The organism is Roseivirga sp. BDSF3-8 (assembly GCF_041449215.1).
GTDB lineage: Bacteria > Bacteroidota > Bacteroidia > Cytophagales > Cyclobacteriaceae > JBGNFV01.
In genome coordinates, this window is sequence record NZ_JBGNFV010000001.1 from 958185 (window position 1) to 975937 (window position 17753).

Consider the following 17753-nt stretch of genomic DNA (forward strand, 5'->3'; position numbering starts at 1 on the left):
ACATATGAAATACTCAAACCTACTACTGGCAGGCGGCCTTATGCTGGCTGTGGCCTGTCAGTCATCTGAACAAGAAGAACAAGCAAGTGAAAATACTGCTAAGTGGGCAGACTCCACAGCAATGCAGGCAATCGATGCGGAGGGCTTTGCGAAGCATATCGAGACGCTGGCCTCGGATGAGTTCGAAGGCCGTATGCCGGGTACGGCGGGTGAGGAGAAGACGATCAACTACCTGAAGGATGAGTTCCAAAAGCTGGGCCTGGAACCGGGCAACGGGGATAGCTTCTTCCAGGAGGTGCAGATGGTGGAGATCAGCAGCCAGCCGCAGGGTCCGATGGTGGTAAAAAACGGCGAGGGTGAAAGCGTATCGCTTGACTACCTGAAGGACTATGTGGCGCTGACGCGCCGCGTGCAGGAGCAGACGAGCCTTGAAAACAGCGAGCTGGTATTTGCGGGCTATGGTGTGGTAGCGCCGGAATATAACTGGAATGACTACGAAGGCCTGGACGTGGAAGGCAAAACGGTGGTGGTGATGGTAAATGACCCGGGCTTTGCGACGAAGGAGGAGAGCTTGTTTAATGGCGAGGCGATGACTTACTATGGTCGCTGGACGTACAAATATGAGGAGGCTGCGCGCCAGGGTGCGGCGGGCCTGCTGATTATTCATGATACGGAGCCTGCGAGCTATCCGTGGTCGGTAGTACGCGGGGGATGGAGTGGCCCGGCGTTGTACCTGCAGGCGCAGGATAACAATATGAGCCGTGCGAAGGTGGAGGGCTGGATAAGCCTGGAGAGCGCGAAGAAGCTGTTTGCCCTGGCGGGTATGGATGAATCGCTGATGGAGGAGGCGAGCAAGCCTGGCTTTAAGGCAGTACCTATGGGGGTGACTGCTTCGCTGACGCTGGACAATTCTCTTAAGGAATCAATATCTAATAATGTGCTGGCGCTGAAGCGGGGTGCTGAGCGTAGGGATGAATACATCATTTATACAGCGCACTGGGACCACCTGGGTATTGGGGAGCCGGTAGATGGCGACTCTATCTATAATGGAGCGGTGGATAATGCGACGGGTACGGCGGCTCTCCTGGAGCTAGCTGAGGCGTTTACTGAGCTGGAGGACCCTCAGGGGCGCTCTATCCTTTTCCTGGCGGTAACGGCGGAGGAGCAGGGCTTGCTGGGCTCGGAGTATTATGCGACTAACCCGGTGTACCCGCTGGATAAGACGGTGGCGGTAATTAATATGGATGCGCTGGGGAACATCGGCAGCACGAAGGACCTGATCGTGGTGGGCTACGGACAGTCTGAACTGGACGACCTGGCAGAGGCAGCGGCGGCCAAGATGGACATGCACGTGACGCCGGACCAGAATCCTGGTGCGGGGTATTTCTACCGGTCGGACCACTTTAGCTTTGCGAAAATGGGGGTGCCGGCGCTGTACGCTGAGAGTGGCCACGAATCGCGCGAGCAGGGTGCGGAATGGGGCAAGGCACAGACGGAGACGTATACGTCTGAGCACTACCATGGCCCTAGTGACGAGTATGATGCTGAAAGCTGGGACATGGCTGGCATGGTGGAGTACGTGCAGCTTATGTTTGACCTGGGGGTAGAACTGGCGAACTCTGGTAACTTCCCGAATTACAAGGAGGGCTCGGAGTTTAAAGCGGCCCGGGACGATATGATGGCGGGCTCGAAATAAATCCCCCAACAGGATAGTGTAAGAGGGTAAACCCGGCATGGGTTTGCCCTTTTTTTGTAATCAATATAGGTTTTTTATTACCCGCTGATTTTGTTTTGCACGGCTTGGAAAAACCTTTTTTGGCTATCCGGACCTGCTTGTAAATTTTATAAAAATAAAGCCAGCTAAACCAATTTGGATGCGGCCCACGTTTAGATAATAATGATTACCTAAAATTTTGACTTTTATGAAAAAGGGAAAATTAAACCTGATGAAGCTCTCTGTTGAAAGTTTTACCACTTCCAAGAGCCGGACTATCAGAGGAGGATATTCTGAAGACTGCCTCTCATCTGAATTGCCTTGTGAGCGTTCGCAAAGGGTTTCCGAGTGTATTGACAATACGGTTTGTGTCCCGGACTGGGGCTGATAAATAATAGGCTGCCTGAAAAGGGCGGCCTTTTTTTTTATTTTTAGGTGATTATGGCAACCCTACTGCCAATTCCGGGTTATGTCTGAATTAATATTATCAGCAGCCTTTTGGGATAGTCTGATTACGATGAATGGCGGGGTTGTATCATAAGTGGGCTAAGAAAGTTGGCTATCCGTCGTATCCTATATAGGTCACTTCTTTATTCTTTAACTCGACATCGAGTATATGATCCAATACCTGGTCATCGCCTCCTGAAATTATCGCCGAAATACTTCCATCTTGATTAAGCATGATGGTGGCCTTGTATACCTGAATATTTTGAAACCAGCTATCATCGGCGACTACATCATCATAATAGGGGTCTTTATTATAGGCTTGTATGAGGGTGCTGCTACAGGTGGTTAGCCAACTGAGATAATTATTGATCTTAGGGAGGTGTTCCTGCAGGTCATCATTCGGGACTTTTATGGTAATGCTTTGGCTCTCAGTGGGAGCATTAAAAATTACTACCTCTTTATTGATGGTGTATGTGTGAGGAGAAGCCTTATTGAAGTCTGACAGGGTCAGTGGCTTATTCTGTTGATTTTCCATGAGAAGCATGAGGATTGTTATGTTAAGATATGTGATCTCATGGGGTGTACAAAGTCTGTTGGCAGAAATACTTTTACTATGATGGGGTATGGCTAGATTAGGGAGGCTGGTGGTTAGCAGGGATGTATACACGAAAAAGTACAATTTTCTGATGATATTAAAGAAAGGCGCCTCTATTATACTGTTCCTATAGGATACCTATAGGCAAAGCATAGGCATACCGAAGTAGTTACGGACTAGTAGCGAAGCAGAGACGAAGCAGTTCAATGTGGATAACTCTGATTTGGGGCTCTCAGGCGGGGGAAGCAATTTAGGGGGATATTTCGAAAGTACAAATGGGGATGGGGGATGAAAATTGGTTTGCTTTTGGAATTTAGATTGCTATTATCTCTTAAACTAAATAATAAAATATACTTATGAAAAGAGAGAAGATTAGTCTTGAAAGCTTAAGCGTCTCAAGTTTTGTAACTAATAATTCAGGAATCAGAATAAAGGGCGGAGCCACAATCGAATGTCCTTATCCTGAAACAGACCCTCGGATTTGCTATGATGGTTCAGCCTTGACAAGATGCGATAATTCTCATTGTGTTTGTATGTAAAAAGGATAAAAAGCACCGGTAAATTACTGGTGCTTTAATATAATATTCAACAGATCCAACCATCCCGACATTAGATATTTAATTACACGATCGGCGCAGAGCAATATTTCCCAACCGGGATGCTTCAGGCGGTTGGGTTTCTATCCCGTATATGAGGCCTACTCACCTCATTTGCAAGAGGGGAATAACGGCAGTGCAGCGTTTGGATCAGGATTTTTATTGATTTGGTGATGGTCAGGATTTTCTTATCGCTATTATTTCTGGTTTTATCCGTATCAATCCAGAAGAGCCACCTCCAAAATTCCTTCTCTGTTTTAGAGAAGGTGGCCGCGCCTGAAATGATTCACTCGCATCATATGTCTATTTGAAAAACAAATGCCATAGCTCAACCACCGCTCTTTCGCGGAAGGAAGGGTATCTGGCAGATCGTGGGCTAAATGTACTAGGGGCAATTAGTGTGACTTCGCTCTTTGGTTACATCCCCCGGGGTGTACCCCAGAGTTTAATAGGTACATTCTGCCCCCGTCCCCTTCGCAGTGAGGCTTCTACGTCTACCCATCATTTGTAGGCCGTAAGGGGGAATAATGGCAGTGCACTGAGGCTACCAGAGAGAATGGCCAAAAGAAGTACAGCCCTAAGCACACTTCCGGTCACGCACCATCCCCGGGCCTGACCCGTGGGCGCCATGCAATGGGTCCCCATTGCATGGCGCCCATCCTCCGGCAAAATTGTAGCTATACCCACCACTGCCCCTAGCAGACTGTTGGCTCATTTTAGCTCAGGATTAAATGGATTAAAGGATAGACAGGTTTAGATGTACTCTTTCTACTGGTTCGAGATTAGCGAAGCGTATCTCGGACCTACCATTTACGTTCAGTTTGTAACTGAACAGTCTTGCAGACCGCGCTCCCAAGAGAGGCTAACGGTCGTTTAAGGCACTGCTGCTAGTGTAAACAGACTTCGGATCACCAACCTACTGCAAGTTTTAGTCCAATCCTTTCTGGACGAGCAGGCCGCTTGAACTAAGTGGAGTTAGTATGCTTGCGCCAAACGGGGCTAATTTAGTTTGAATTCTTTTCGAAGTCATCAGTTTTTTTAAAATGACTATTTAACTTCTCTTTGGTGAGAAGGTCTAATGATTTAATTATTTCTACATTAGAATTTATCCCAAATAACCTTCTCACACCTGCTTCTCTCGTTTGAATAACAATTTTTAAATCATAGCCCTTTCCTCTTGATGCCTTTTCAATTTTTTCTATGCTATCATCCAAGGAATCATGTTTTCCTTGAATTTTGATAGGTACAGGCTTGCCGTCTATTTGTTCTTTTAAAAAACCATCGATCCCAGAATTTCTTTGGACTGGAACAGCTCCTATAGTCTGTAATATTGCTAAGTCTTTTTCAGACTTTTCAATATAGCTTTCCTCCCCATTTTTCAATAAATTAGATTGGGTAATAACCATATCATCCAGTCTGCATTTTGCAAGTTCGACAGCATCACAAGATTGGTCTATACCTAAATAATTTCTATTTAGGTTTTTCGCAGAAACACAGGTAGTTCCACTCCCACAAAAAGGATCGACAACTAAGTCACCTTCGTCAGTTACAAGTTCAATAATTCGATTTAACAATAATACTGGCTTTTGAGTTGGATAGCCTGTTCTTTCTTTTGCTTTAGGGTTTAAATATGGAATTTCCCAAACATCGGATAGCGGAACTCCTCTTTTTTCTTTACCCAATACTATGTTACCTTGGCTATCTCTTTTATAAACAGACTTGCCAAATTTATCACGTTCTCTATCCTGTAGTATTTGATCAATATTTGTGGTTGGGGAATAGTTTGTAAAAATAGGATTAAATTTAAAGTTATTAGTTTTAGAATAAAAGAAGATTATTTGATGAGAATTTAGTAATCCTTTTTTTGAATTAGACCATCTTCTATATGTCCATACTATTTCACTTTGAAAGTTATTATGACCAAAAACTTTATCTAGGATTACTCTTATATGATGAGAAGCAGTTTTATCGCAATGTAGAAAAACGCTACCTGTTGGTTTAAGAACTCGCTTTGATTGAACTAAAACATTTTCAATAAGACTTAAGTATTCTTCGAGGGAATTGAATTTATCGTCAAACTTATAGAGTTTATCCTTTCCTTTTCTAAGTGAATGGGTTTTTTGCGTAAAGAACGGTGGGTCAAAATAAATCAAATCTATGAGACTTTCTTCAAAATTTGCAAGGCTTTGTACACTGTCACCTTTAATAATTTTATTCAACTCCATCAATCTTTCCTTTTATCTTTAACCTCATTTTCTATTTGTTGAGTTAATTTTGATTCATTTTCATTTGCTATCTCAATTAAAATCTGTTTTAAGTCTACTCCACAATAATTTTTAAGATAGTCCCATGCTTCATCTCCTGCATAGTATTCTCCTTCGACACCGGTATAAAGTGTTTTTAAAGTTTCTTGAATTCGAATCGCTTGTTGTCTTTGGGGATAATAAAACATAACTCGGATTGGTGTATATCCATGGCCTTTTATTACCTTAACTCTCGTATGCTCTTTTGTAATATGATCGCCATCCGTAGTGGCATCCCTCCATTTCACCTCAATAGCGTCATTGCCATTTAAAAAATCAATTTCAAATGTTTTAGGCCTTTTGCCCAAGGTATTTTCTATTTTTGTCTTTATCCCATCAGGGTATTTAAAATTAAAGCACAAAGTTGCCGCTTCTTCTAAAAACGATCCTGCATATTTATACAAAAATCGACCCGTATTTTGGTAAATATCTATTAGTTCACCCTCCTCTACAGTGATTCCTAGTACTCTGTAAATAAGATAATGAGAGTTGTCATCACCTTTCATTTCTTCTTTCCGCCTAGCGATTTTATCACCAAGATTTGCAGAATACCTCTCGGCTAATTTTTTTATCTTGTCCTTCAAAATATCCATGTAACAAAGTTAAATTTTTAGATTATTCAATGCTACAGGAAAATCAGGTTTATACCCTACCCCCAGCGTGAGGGATAGAGCGGCATGTCTGAGCCACATGCCGACGAAGGAGGTGCGGGGCGAGTAGCGAAAGCCCGGCCTGGATGCTGATAAGCAGACAGGACACGCCCAAAAATCAAAAACGCATCACTCGGCTTCAAAGCCAAACGCACCATATTCATTCCACCACACCAAAACGCATCACACCCCACCCCTAAAACAAAAAACCCACCCTGCACGCGCGGGGTGGGTTTTTATCAATCACTAACCTCAGTTGGGTGAGGAGGTTGCTTATTAGACTTGCTTCAATTAGGGTCTTTACACTCCTATTTGGGCTGCTACTGGGTGGACTGTCTGGTCCAGCCGCCGCCGAGGGCCTGGTAGATGGTGACGATGGCGGTGAGCTGGCGCTTTTTGAGCTCTATGAGTTGGAACTTGGACTCGAGGGCGTCGCGCTGGGTCATGAGGACTTCCATGTAGTCGGCGCGGGTGGACCGGAAGAGGTCGTTGCTGATGTCGATGGAGGTGTTGAGGACCTGTACCTGCTGCTGCTTGAGGTCGTAGCTCTGCGCGAGGTTGTCTATGGCGGAGAGCTGGTTTACGACTTCGATGTAGGCGCGGAGGATGGTCTGCTCGTAGTCGATGACGGCCTGCAGTTGGCGGGCGTTGGCGTTGCGGTACCCGGCTTTGATGGCGTTCCGGTTTACGAGTGGGGCAACGAGGTCACCGGCGAGTGAGTAGAGCATGCTTTCGGGGGTGCGGAGGAGGTAGCTGGGGTTAAAGGCCTGGTAGCCAACACCGGCAGTGATGCCGAGGCTGGGGTAGAACTGTGCCCTTGCGACCTTTACATCGAGCTTGGCGGCTTCAAGTTCGAGCTCGGCCTGGCGTATGTCGGGGCGGTTCTGCAGTAGTTGTGCAGGTATACCGGCGTGTACTGCGGGAGGGGTGAGGTTGTTGAAGTCCTGGCTGCTGCGCTGCACGGGCTGTGGAAAGCGGCCTACGAGGAAGTTGATGTGGTTTTCGGCCTCTATGATTTCCTGCTGTATGTCGTACTGCAGGCCTTGAATGTTGAGCAACTGGGCTTCGAATCGCTTGACGGCGAGCTCGGTGGCTCGGGTGGCTTGCTTCTGGTAGCGTACGATCTGGAGGACGTTGCGGGTGATGCGGATGTTCTGTTGTATGATGGCAAGCTCACTGTCGAGGGCGAGCAGTTGGTAATAGGCATCGGCTATTTCTGCGACGAGGTTGGTGACCATGAAGTTACGGCCTTCGAGGCTTGCGAGGTATTCCATGGTGGCGGCTTTTTTGGCGTTGCGGAGCTTACGCCAGATGTCTACTTCCCAGGTGGCGAAGGCGCCTATCATAAAATCGGGTAGGGGCTCGGGCATCTCCATGCCGGGCATCTCTTTGCCTGGCTCTATGTGGGTGGTGGCCTCCATGGCACCGAGGGGGGTGTAGCGGGCGCGCTTTTCTACACCGCTACGGGCCCCGAGGGTGACGGAGGGGAGGTACTCGCCTTTGCGTGCGCTTATGTCATTTTTGTATATCTGTAGCTGCTGTAGGGTAATGTGGAGCTCCTGGTTATTGCTGAGGGCGCTGTCTATGAGGGCATGCAAATAGGGGTCTGCAAAATATTCCTTCCAGTTTATGCGTGCGGTATTGGTGGTGTCCTGAGGGCCGTGGTAGGCGGCAGGTACATGGGTATTGGCACTACGGTTGGTGATGGAGGGCACGGAGCAGGCGGTAAACATGAGTATTACCGCGAGCACGCCCAGTGCTTTATACATATATGTTTTCATGGTGTTTTTCTTCTGATAGTGGGGATTGATCTTCGTTTTTGATGAGGTGGCGGCCGTCTGCCAGTTTGGCGAAAATGAAGTAGAGGCCGGGGACGATGATGACGCCGAAAATGGTACCGAGGAGCATGCCGCCGAGGGCGGAGGCGCCTATGGTACGGTTGCCGATGGCGCCTGCGCCACTGGCGATGATGAGGGGTATGAGCCCTGCTATAAAGGCGAATGAGGTCATGAGTATGGGCCTGAATCGCACTTTGGCGCTTTCTATGGCGGCTTGGAATATGGTGAGGCCTTGCTGGCGCTTCTGTACGGCAAACTCTACGATGAGGACGGCATTTTTACCGAGGAGGCCTACGAGCATGATGAGGCCTATCTGGGCGTAGATGTCGTTTTGGAGGCCCATGAGCTGGAGGAGCATGAAGGAGCCGAACACGCCTACGGGCAGGGAGAATACGACTGCGAGGGGTATGATGAAGCTCTCGTACTGTGCGGCGAGGACGAGGTATACGAAGGTGAGTACGATAAGGAATACGTAGAGGGCTTCGTTGCCGCGATTGGACTCGTCGTAGCTGAGGCCTTCCCAGGCGATGTCGTAGCCTTTGGGGAGGGTCTGGGCGGCTACTTCGCGGATGGCCTGTATGGCATCGGCGGTGGTGTAGCCTTTGGCGGGGAGGCCTTGTATGGCGGCGGAGTTGTAGAGGTTGAAGCGGGTGACTTCGTTAGGCCCCTGGGTCTTCCTGAGTTTCATGAAGGAGGAATAGGGAACCATTTCGCCGTCTTCGTTGCGCACGTACATTTTGAGGATATCGGAGGGGAGTCTTCTGAAGCGGGGGTCTGACTGGACGTAGACTTTGAAGAACTGCCCGAACTTGATAAAGCCTTGCTCGTAGGTGCTGCCTATGAGGATGTTGAGGTTTTCCATGGCTTTGCCGATGGAGACGCCTTTCTGCATGGCGAGGTTATTGTCTATCTGCAGCTCGTACTGGGGGTAGTTGGCGGCAAAGAAGGTGAATAGGCCGCTAAGCTCGGGACGGGCGCGCAGGTTGTCCATGAAGTCCTGGTTTATCTTATCAAACTCCTGGTAGTCGGTGTCGTTGGTCTTGTCGAGCAGGCGCAGGGAGAAGCCGCCGGAGCTACCGAAACCGGGTATGGCGGGTGGCTCGAAGAACTCGATGACGGCACCTAGGCCGCGGGTCTCTTCTTCGAGTTCTTCCATGATCTGGTGGACGTTATGCTCGCGCTGTGACCAGGGCTTGAGGTTGATGAGGCAGGTGCCGGCATTGCTGCCGCGGCCTTCGGTCATGATCTCGTAGCCGGCGAGTGAGGAGACGGACTCTACGCCGTCTATTTCTTCACATATCTTCTGGAGCTCCTGGGATACTTTATTGGTACGCTCGAGGGTGGAGCCGGGAGGGGTTTGTATGATGGCGTAGATGGTGCCCTGGTCTTCGCTGGGGATAAAGCCGGAGGGGAGTATCTGGTTTTCGAGGAAGATGCCGAGGGCAAAGAGGGCGAGTATGGCCCAGGTGAGCCACCTGCGGCTGACGATGCGCCTGAGGAGGTTTAAGTACTTACCGGTGATCTTATCGAAGCCGCGGTTGAAGCTGTCGAGGGAGCGGGTAAGGATGTTGTGCTTTTTGTGCTGACCATGGTGGTTTTTGAGCAGCATGGCGCAGAGGACGGGGGTAAGGGTAAGGGCAATAAGGGCTGAGATGACGATGCTGCTGGCCATGGTGATGCTGAACTGCCTGTAGAAGGTGCCGACGGGGCCGGACATGAAGGAGATGGGCAGAAATACGGATACCATGACGGCGGTAATGGCGATGATGGCGCCGCTGATCTCTCCTAATACTTGCCTGACGGCGTTGTAGGGGCTGATGCGGGGCTGCTCATCGAACTTGGCGTGGACGGCCTCTACGACGACGATGGCATCATCTACGACGATACCGATGGCGAGGACGAGGGCGAAGAGGGTGACGAGGTTGATGGATAGGCCGAAGATCTGTATGACGAAAAAGGCGCCAATCAGTGAGACGGGCACGGCGAGGATGGGGATGAGGGTGGACCGCCAGTCGCCGAGGAAAATGAATACGACGATGGCGACGAGTATGAAGGCGTCGCGGAGGGTGTGGACGACTTGCTCTATACTGGCATCGAGGAACTGTGATACGTCGTAGCTGATCTTGTAGTCCATGCCGGGAGGAAAGGTGCCTTTCATGTCTTGCAGCCTGGCTTTTACTTCTTCTATGACTTCGCTGGCGTTACTGCCGTAGTTTTGCTTGAGGACGATGGCGGCAGAGGGGTGGCCGTCGAGGTTGGAATAGATATCGAAAAACTCGGAGCCGAGCTCTACGGTGGCGATGTCGCGCAGGTGGATGCTTTGGCCTTCGGCATTGGCGCGGATGATGATGTCTTCGTACTGCTGTGGTTCGTTGTACCGGCCCTGGTAGGTGAGTACGTACTCGAGTGACTGGGCGGCGATGCCGGAGCTCTGGCCGAGGCGGCCGGGGCGTCCGATTATGCTTTGCTCTTCGAGGGCTTCCATGACGTCCTCTACGGCGAGGTTGTAGGCGCGCATGCGGTCGGGATTGAGCCATACGCGCATGGCGTAGCGGCGGCTACCGAGTATCTGGGCACGGGCGACGCCTTTGGTGCGGGAGATCTCGGGGATCATCTGCACGGTGGCGTAGTTGTAGAGGAACTTCTCGTCCATGGTGGAGTCGTTGGAGTAGAGGTTGACGTACATGAGCATGCTGGGCTGTATGGGGGTGATGATGACGCCCTCGCGCTGTACGAGCTCTGGGAGCAGGGGCATGACCTGGTCTACGCGGGTCTTTACGCGGATAACGGCATCGTTAGGGTCGGTGCCGGGCTCAAAGATGACGCGGAGGGTGGCCTCACCGGCGCTGGTGGCGTCGGTGGCTATGTAGCGCATGTCCTGCACGCCGTTGATGGCCTGCTCGAGGGTGATAAGGGTGGATTTGACGAGCACATCGGCACTGGAGCCGGGGTATGCTATGAAGATGTTGACGGTAGTAGGGGCAATCTGCGGAAACTGTGATATGGGCAGTTGCTTTATGGAGAGGGTACCGACAAATACGATGATCACGGAGATCACGATGGCGAGTACCGGTCTGTGTATGAATTTCTTAAACATGTCTTGTCGGGGGTTTTATTCTGCGTACAGGTGGAGTTGGGCGATGGCCTTTTGGGGGGCTACGACATTGTATTTGATCTGCTCATTGTCACGCACGAGTCGCAGGCCTTCGAGGAGGATGTGGTCCTTTTCGGTAAGGCCGCTCTGTACGGCGTAGAGGTGGGGCATTTCGGCACTGACGGTGATCTGGCGGGCATGGATGATGCCCTGGTCGTCTACGAGGTACACGTACTTTTTGTCCATGACTTCGTAGGTGGTTTTCTGGGGTATGAGGAGGGCGCCTTTCAGGGGGACGGTCATGCGTATGTTGCCGGTTTCGCCGTGGCGCAGGAGGCCGTCGGGGTTGGGGAAGGTGGCTCTGAAGGGGATATTTCCGGTCTCGTGGTTAAAGTCGGCCTCTATGGTCTGCACGACGCCTGGGTAGGGAAACATCTTGTGGTTGGCCATAAGGAGGCCTACTTGGATACTGCTGTCTTTTTTAACCTTGGCGCGGTAGTCGAGGTACTCGGCTTCGGGGACGTTGTAGTATACCCACATCTTGCTGTTGTCGCTGAGGGTGGTTAGGAGCTCGCCTTCTTCGAGCAGGCTGCCTTGGCGCACATGAAAGCGGTCTATGATGCCATCAAAGGGGGCACGTATCTGGGTAAAGGACAGGTGGACCTGGGCGAGGGCTCTCTCGGCTTTGGCTTTTTCGAGCTTGGACCGGGCCATGGCGAGCTCGTTAGGTGCGACGATGTTCTTATCGGCGAGTTGCTTGGTGTTCTGGTATTCTATTTCGGCAAAGTTTACTTCGGCCTGGGCTTTTTTGAGCTCGGCTTCGTAGAGCCGGGGCATGATCTGGAAGAGTAGCTGGCCTTTTTTGACAAACTGGCCTTCGTCTACATAGATTTTTTCGAGGAAGCCGCGCTCCTGGGCACGGAGTTCTATATGCTGTATGGAGTGTATCTGTGATACATAATCTTCGGTAATGGTGGTGTCCATCCTGACGGGACTGGTGACGATAAAGGTGGTCTCTTCTACGTGATGTTCACGGTGTGATTCACAGCCTGCATGGGCGACGAGGGCGCAGAGGCTGATGATCATGAGTATATTTCTCATTGTCTTAAAATGATTACAAACTGAGGTTAAAACATGGGTGGCAGCGCGGCTACAGGTGGCGTGCCGGTTTGTGTAAGGATGATAGTGATTGTGTCAGGCCGGATTTAGCCTGGTCTGGTAGGCCGCCCCTTAGTGATCAGGGGATTGGCTCAGGGGTATAAGGGGGGGACAGGCCGGAGTAGCGGCGGTGAAAGTGGCTGTATTGGTGCTGCGGGCAAGGGCCAGCAGAGGGTGTAAATGTGTATAGTGGCGCGAAAAGGCACTGTGGGGTGCAGAGGCTATCGGCACCGCCTTCGGTCTCTGTCTCCTCGCCTTCGCTTTCGGAAAGGAAAAGGTGGAGATAAGGATCGGTGTCCTGTCCCTGGGAAAGCTTATCTGCCTCGCCGGGCTGGTCAGGACCTTTAGCCGCAATGGTGGATGCGGTAGGGCTGCCTTCCGTATGGGTTGAGGCTGTCTGGGCGGCTGCCACGGGGAGGTATCCGCCGTTCAGCATGAGCAGGATGCAAAACCAAATGAAACAGGTAATGGTCTGTTTAGCCATGTACTCGATGGTATCGTGTAAGTGAGAATGTGCCGCTAATGCGCGCAGAAGTAAACTGCATGCAGGCGGAGGTATGGGGTGACATGGGCGGGCAAAGCCGCACAGGGTATCACAGTCTCAGTACGCGGACTACGAGGTAGAGGGGGTTGAGAGCAGAGAATTGGGTATAGTGCCTGCTCAGGGATAAGCGGTTGGGTGTAAGGGAGGCAATGAACTGTGTGAGGGGGTCATAGACAATAGCGGAAAGGAAGTGGCTCCTTTCGAGGACTCTTTTGAGAAAGAGTTTCTTGTCCTCCTCTTCTTCTTCCGAATCGAAGGCCTCACCGTAGAGGGTAAGCCTGGATAGATCGGATACCTGATATGCGGGGGCTTGCTGCGCCTGACGGGCAGGGGCATAGCTAGCTTGTACATGTTCCCCGGAGGGAGTATGCACTTGCTGTTCTGCCTGAGCATGCAGGGCCACGCCAAGGGCGGCACATAGAAGGATGCACAGTGGCAGGAGATATTTAGCTATAGCCTTAGGCATATGAAATACAAAGCTACGCGAAGGTTTTGATCAAAGTCAAGGGTTTTTTACTAATTGTTAGTTGTGAATGGTTAATTGTTAATGGGTGTCAATCCCTGATTACGGATGTTAGGTTTGGTGGGTTTGGTAAAATGTGCCATATCTGTAGAGACGCGATTAATCGTGTCTCTACGGCTGGTGGATGGGTTTAAATTTGGGCGTGCCCCGGTTAGGCGGGTCGGGCTATCACTACTCGCTCCAGCTATCGCCGTAGCTAGGCGCCCCCAGCTCAAACACGCCGTTCTATACCTCACGGGGGCGTTCCGGTCACCGATAATCCCCGGTTTCGACCTAAGGAGAATACCGGGGTCCCCGGCGGATGGTAGGGCGTGGCTAAACCCGCTGCTGCTCCTTGTAGACAGTCCGCTAAACACATGGGGGCACTTTAAGGCAGCAGTGTGCAAGTAGCTGACGGATCCTGTGCAGGCCGCCCCCGATCAAGTCGGGGAATAGCGCATTAAGGATGTTTTTCCAGGCCGTAAGGCATAGCCGTCAAGCTAGCATGGCACAATAGCATATTACCCTGGTGGGAGCCGGGCTGGCAGGCGACTGGGGTGGATTCCCTTTCCGTCCGCGAATCAATTTTTGAGGGAAGGTAACTACATCTCTTCGATATGCTTCCTGCAGTACTTATGCTTACCACGGCGGCCACCTTTCCCTAAGTAGTCTTGTATTTCATTCGGCTTCTCTTGGGGAAAGGAATTTTTTCGGAAGGGAGGGCACATACTCTATCACCCGATAGTCGGACCTCGAAAGTCGGACCCCGATAGTCGGACCCCGATAGTCGGACCCCGAAAGTCGGACCTCCGGAATGCCGGGCCACTCCTATTACCAAAGGAGGGGAATTGGTGCTTAGCTTGACGTCTATGCTCTGTAGGGTGAGATGAAGTGGCTGTGCCACGATTAGAAAAATGCCATATCTTTGTATGGTATATGCTGAGTAGGCCTGCCCCCTAGCGAGGATGGACTCAAGCTATACTCATAGCGAAGGAGTAGCGAAGCAGAACCGTCGTAGAAGCGAAGGAGAAGAGAGATGGATAGGGTGAAAGGCAGGTGTAAAATAGGCTGGTGGCCAAATGCCCGATGTGGTAAAAGTACAAAAAATAAGGAAATGTAAAAGTGTCTGATTGGCGGGGGTAATGGCTATTTTTGACATATGGATGGTGCGTTATGGAAGCATAGCCGTCAAGTTAAAAGTAGTAGTACACTGAAATGATTACTCTCTTGCTATTTGCTGCATGTACTTGCGGATGCCGCCCAGCGGAATGCCGCCCAGCGGAATGCCGGATCACCGAAAGTCGGACCACGAAAGTCGGACCTCTCCCTGGGGGCGCATAGCCGTCAAGCTAAGAGTTGATCCCATGTAAATTACCCTCCTGGGAGCCGGGGTCGGGACCGACTCGGCCTCAAATGGCCATTTAGAACTCAAATAAAGATTCCGGAGCCGGGGTCTTTCAGACCGAGTACGCAGGCGACTGGGTTAGACTGTAGGTAGCTGAAATAATGGATTATTGCTCCAGCTTTAGACCCACCCCGGCGTGAGCTATTGCCATTCCAAAGTAAATTTCTACGCCTGCCCGACGTGTGCGTCCCCAGTCCCAAAAGGGGACTCACTTCTTATTAATTGATTTACAGTAATTTGTGTGCTTAACTTGACGGCTATAGGCCGTAAGGGGGAATAACCGTAGTGCACTGATGCCACCAAATGAAAAGTCAAATAGAAGCACCGTACTAAGTCCCCCTTGCGGCACATTTTGGCTCAGGATTTTTAAGGATGAATAGATGATCAGGATAGGGGTTTACAGGTTCGTCCCTATCACGCACATATCTCCGGATAAGCGATAGCGCATTCCGGGGTACCCATTGCATGGCGCCCATTGCATGGCGCCCATTGCATGGCGCCCATTGCATGGCGCCCATTGCATGGTGCCCACCGTCTGGTAGAAAAGTAGCCATACCCCCAACTGGCTCTTGCACGCTGCCGGATAAGTAACTTCACTGCATGTTTTAGCTCAGGATTTTTAAGGATATTCTGATTGACAGGATTAGGTTTGTAGGTACTTTTCTACTGGTTCGAGATTAGCGAAGGGTACTCTCGTCCGGAGTGGATCGGACCTATCATTTAAGTTCAGTTTGTAACTGAACAGTCTTGCAGAACGCTAGAACTAAGATGAGTTTGTATGCTTGGGCCTAATGAGGGGCCGGCTCTGCGCGAGTTGGCCACAGTGTTTCATAGTATCATTCTAAGTCTGTGGCCCCGGCTACAATAACACCCAGCTCAGCTAAAAACGTCACTCTTCAAGCGGTCAAGTTCTGTGCGTAGGGTTTGATAGGAGCAAATGACAGGGTGTAACGATTTCAGGCGTTTTAGTGAAAGACGACGTTGTGTGCCGAGTTTTTCATTTAGTACTGAAGTGGGTAGGATGTAAAAGGTCCATTGGGCGAGGTCCATCGGGTCTACCGTACTTTTATCTTTGTGATGTAGCAAGCAAAAGATATAGAAGTCATTGTTGCGGCAGACACTATCTCCTAATTTGTTGGTCTCATAACAATAGGAGCGTTTCTCAGCTATATCAAAGGATATGGCAGACAGGTTGTTTTGGTGCCAGCTTTGGAGGTACGCGGATGACTTAACCTCTATACGTATCTTATCATGGTCTACCATATCATAATTATCCCATTCTACCCTGACACTGCTACATATTTGCAGGGCATTAGCTACAATAAATTCGGCCAGCTTGCCTCGTGTAGCATTACTCAAAAGGTCTGATACGGACCATTTCCAAAAGTCTATTAATTGAATAGCCGGGCCGGAACCGTTGGTGAAAGGTTCTTCGCCGTTCTTCCTGGTGACTATTACCGGGCCTAAATCCATATTAACTGATTAATGATAAAATCTTGATAACTACCTGGGCCGCACGCGCCTACTGGCTCAATGTCCACCACCCGCTGACTGCCAAACGCCCGGACTAGGCGTCCCCGGATGGCTCATTAAGGTTGCTTCAGCCATTGTCCCTTTGAAGCTGGGCTTGCATTCAAGGACAGGCCCTCTGCTGTTGAGATAAGTGGAAATGCTGACTGCCAGGGATGTCCACCACCAACCGCCTGCCAAACGCCCAGGGTTGCTTTAAGGCATCATTGTGCAAGTAGGTGACGGATCCCGGCTCGGGGGCCGGGAATGGAGCATTAAGGTTGCCTCTGCCTAGACATCCCCCGGGGTCAATTTCAGCGATTCATAGCAGCATTCTACGCCCTCACCCTTGGAATAAGTATTGTCATTTCATAGCCACACTTCGAGCCAAAGGGGGAATAACCGCAGTGCAATAACAATGAAAAAAAGCCAAATAGAAGCACAGAATTAAGTGCTTCAATTACTGACCTGTTCCGGTCACGCACTAATCCCCGGGCTTAGACCCGGGGTCTCCATTGCATGGCGCCCATCGTCTGGCAGAAAGGTAGCCATACCCGCCACTGCCAATTGCACCCCGCATGCCAAACGCCTAGGGTCGCTTTAAGGCAGCATTGTGCAAGTAGGTGACGGATCCCGGCTCAAGGGCCGGGAATGGGGCATTAAGGTTATTTCTGCATATTTCTTTACCCCGCTATCGCATAGGTCACGATCACGCCGAGCATAATCCAGGCGCCTTCGGCGATGCCGAGGGGAATGGTGCGCTGCCAGTGGTGACGGGTGGCGTAGGTGATGAGGAAAGGGAGGGAGAAGGCGATGAAGGCTTCGCAGAGGATTACGTAGAGGGGGGCGTTGAAGATCATGATGACGTTGTTTTTGTAGACCCACCAGTTGGCGCCTTCTGCGAGGTATTCGTATAGGGGTATGTACATGCCTCCGGCAATAGCGAGCAGGGCGGAGGCGACCCAGAGGTTATATTTACGGCTGAGCAGTATGCCTATAAAGCCGAGCTGGGTGAGTACATTGGACCAGGCGAAGGGCATATAGACGGGGGAGCTCCAGATCATGAGTTCGCCTTCGGGGTATACGAGGCTGTCGATGTTATGCACGAGGTAGTTGTCTGCAAATAGCTCGAGCAGGCCTGCTATGGTGCCGAAAATGAGGAGGCGTAGCACGAGGGGGTTTTTAGTAACAAGCGCATAGCCCCAGTAGAAGGTGTATAATATAAAGGTGATGATGATAGCGGAAATAGCGCCTGCAGAAAGTACCGAGCTGAAGATGGACCACAGGGTTAGGGCTCCGGTGGAGGCGAGTATATATTTCTTTGTTCTGCTATCGAGGCCGGGTATTTCGGTGGCCTTATGGCTTGTCTTGGTTAGTGTTACTCCTGACATAGGTATA

11 protein-coding genes are annotated in these 17753 nt (G+C 50.4%); 1 reads left to right on the top strand and 10 read right to left on the bottom strand.

What is annotated here, in order from left to right; translation table 11 throughout:
- Positions 1-4 precede the first annotated feature (4 nt).
- Positions 5-1696 (top strand): M28 family metallopeptidase, encoded by a 1692-nt coding sequence (locus AB9P05_RS03860; protein WP_371907491.1) that lies wholly within the window; start codon positions 5-7, stop codon positions 1694-1696.
- A 577-nt stretch (positions 1697-2273) separates the two neighbouring features.
- Here AB9P05_RS03860 and AB9P05_RS03865 read toward each other — a convergent pair.
- From AB9P05_RS03865 to AB9P05_RS03910, 10 genes are all read right to left on the bottom strand, one after another.
- Entirely contained in the window at positions 2274-2696 is a 423-nt protein-coding gene (locus tag AB9P05_RS03865; RefSeq protein WP_371907492.1) for a hypothetical protein, read from the bottom strand.
- Positions 2697-4356: 1660 nt separating this feature from the next.
- Positions 4357-5577 (bottom strand): site-specific DNA-methyltransferase, encoded by a 1221-nt coding sequence (locus tag AB9P05_RS03870; protein WP_371907493.1) that lies wholly within the window; start codon positions 5575-5577, stop codon positions 4357-4359.
- Positions 5577-6248 (bottom strand): ApaLI family restriction endonuclease, encoded by a 672-nt coding sequence (locus tag AB9P05_RS03875; protein WP_371907494.1) that lies wholly within the window; start codon positions 6246-6248, stop codon positions 5577-5579. Before AB9P05_RS03875 ends, AB9P05_RS03870 begins: the two co-directional genes overlap by 1 nt.
- A 377-nt stretch (positions 6249-6625) precedes the next feature.
- Positions 6626-8086 carry a TolC family protein gene (locus AB9P05_RS03880; protein WP_371907495.1) on the bottom strand — a complete coding sequence of 487 codons (1461 nt, stop codon included), beginning with the start codon at positions 8084-8086 and terminating at the stop codon, positions 6626-6628.
- Entirely contained in the window at positions 8067-11240 is a 3174-nt protein-coding gene (locus AB9P05_RS03885; protein ID WP_371907496.1) for an efflux RND transporter permease subunit, read from the bottom strand. The genes AB9P05_RS03880 and AB9P05_RS03885 overlap by 20 nt, the downstream gene beginning before the upstream one ends.
- A 15-nt stretch (positions 11241-11255) precedes the next feature.
- Positions 11256-12338, bottom strand: a complete 1083-nt coding sequence (locus AB9P05_RS03890) for an efflux RND transporter periplasmic adaptor subunit (RefSeq protein ID WP_371907497.1) — start codon at positions 12336-12338, stop codon at positions 11256-11258.
- 136 nt (positions 12339-12474) lie between these two features.
- Positions 12475-12879 (bottom strand): hypothetical protein, encoded by a 405-nt coding sequence (locus tag AB9P05_RS03895; RefSeq protein WP_371907498.1) that lies wholly within the window; start codon positions 12877-12879, stop codon positions 12475-12477.
- 109 nt (positions 12880-12988) lie between these two features.
- Positions 12989-13405 (bottom strand): hypothetical protein, encoded by a 417-nt coding sequence (locus tag AB9P05_RS03900; protein ID WP_371907499.1) that lies wholly within the window; start codon positions 13403-13405, stop codon positions 12989-12991.
- 2317 nt (positions 13406-15722) lie between these two features.
- A complete protein-coding gene (locus AB9P05_RS03905; protein WP_371907500.1) occupies positions 15723-16319 on the bottom strand; it encodes a hypothetical protein in 597 nt (198 codons plus the stop codon).
- Positions 16320-17038: 719 nt separating this feature from the next.
- A complete protein-coding gene (locus AB9P05_RS03910) occupies positions 17039-17746 on the bottom strand; it encodes a hypothetical protein (RefSeq protein WP_371907501.1) in 708 nt (235 codons plus the stop codon).
- Positions 17747-17753: the final 7 nt, after the last annotated feature.

What these genes read in the sequence shown, in the direction of transcription:
- AB9P05_RS03860 (WP_371907491.1), top strand. Translation starts at nt 5, where the DNA reads ATGAAATACTCAAACCTACTACTGGCAGGCGGCCTTATGCTGGCTGTG.
- AB9P05_RS03865 (WP_371907492.1), bottom strand. Translation starts at nt 2,696, where the DNA reads ATGGAAAATCAACAGAATAAGCCACTGACCCTGTCAGACTTCAATAAG.
- AB9P05_RS03870 (WP_371907493.1), bottom strand. Translation starts at nt 5,577, where the DNA reads ATGGAGTTGAATAAAATTATTAAAGGTGACAGTGTACAAAGCCTTGCA.
- AB9P05_RS03875 (WP_371907494.1), bottom strand. Translation starts at nt 6,248, where the DNA reads ATGGATATTTTGAAGGACAAGATAAAAAAATTAGCCGAGAGGTATTCT.
- AB9P05_RS03880 (WP_371907495.1), bottom strand. Translation starts at nt 8,086, where the DNA reads ATGAAAACATATATGTATAAAGCACTGGGCGTGCTCGCGGTAATACTC.
- AB9P05_RS03885 (WP_371907496.1), bottom strand. Translation starts at nt 11,240, where the DNA reads ATGTTTAAGAAATTCATACACAGACCGGTACTCGCCATCGTGATCTCC.
- AB9P05_RS03890 (WP_371907497.1), bottom strand. Translation starts at nt 12,338, where the DNA reads ATGAGAAATATACTCATGATCATCAGCCTCTGCGCCCTCGTCGCCCAT.
- AB9P05_RS03895 (WP_371907498.1), bottom strand. Translation starts at nt 12,879, where the DNA reads ATGGCTAAACAGACCATTACCTGTTTCATTTGGTTTTGCATCCTGCTC.
- AB9P05_RS03900 (WP_371907499.1), bottom strand. Translation starts at nt 13,405, where the DNA reads ATGCCTAAGGCTATAGCTAAATATCTCCTGCCACTGTGCATCCTTCTA.
- AB9P05_RS03905 (WP_371907500.1), bottom strand. Translation starts at nt 16,319, where the DNA reads ATGGATTTAGGCCCGGTAATAGTCACCAGGAAGAACGGCGAAGAACCT.
- AB9P05_RS03910 (WP_371907501.1), bottom strand. Translation starts at nt 17,746, where the DNA reads ATGTCAGGAGTAACACTAACCAAGACAAGCCATAAGGCCACCGAAATA.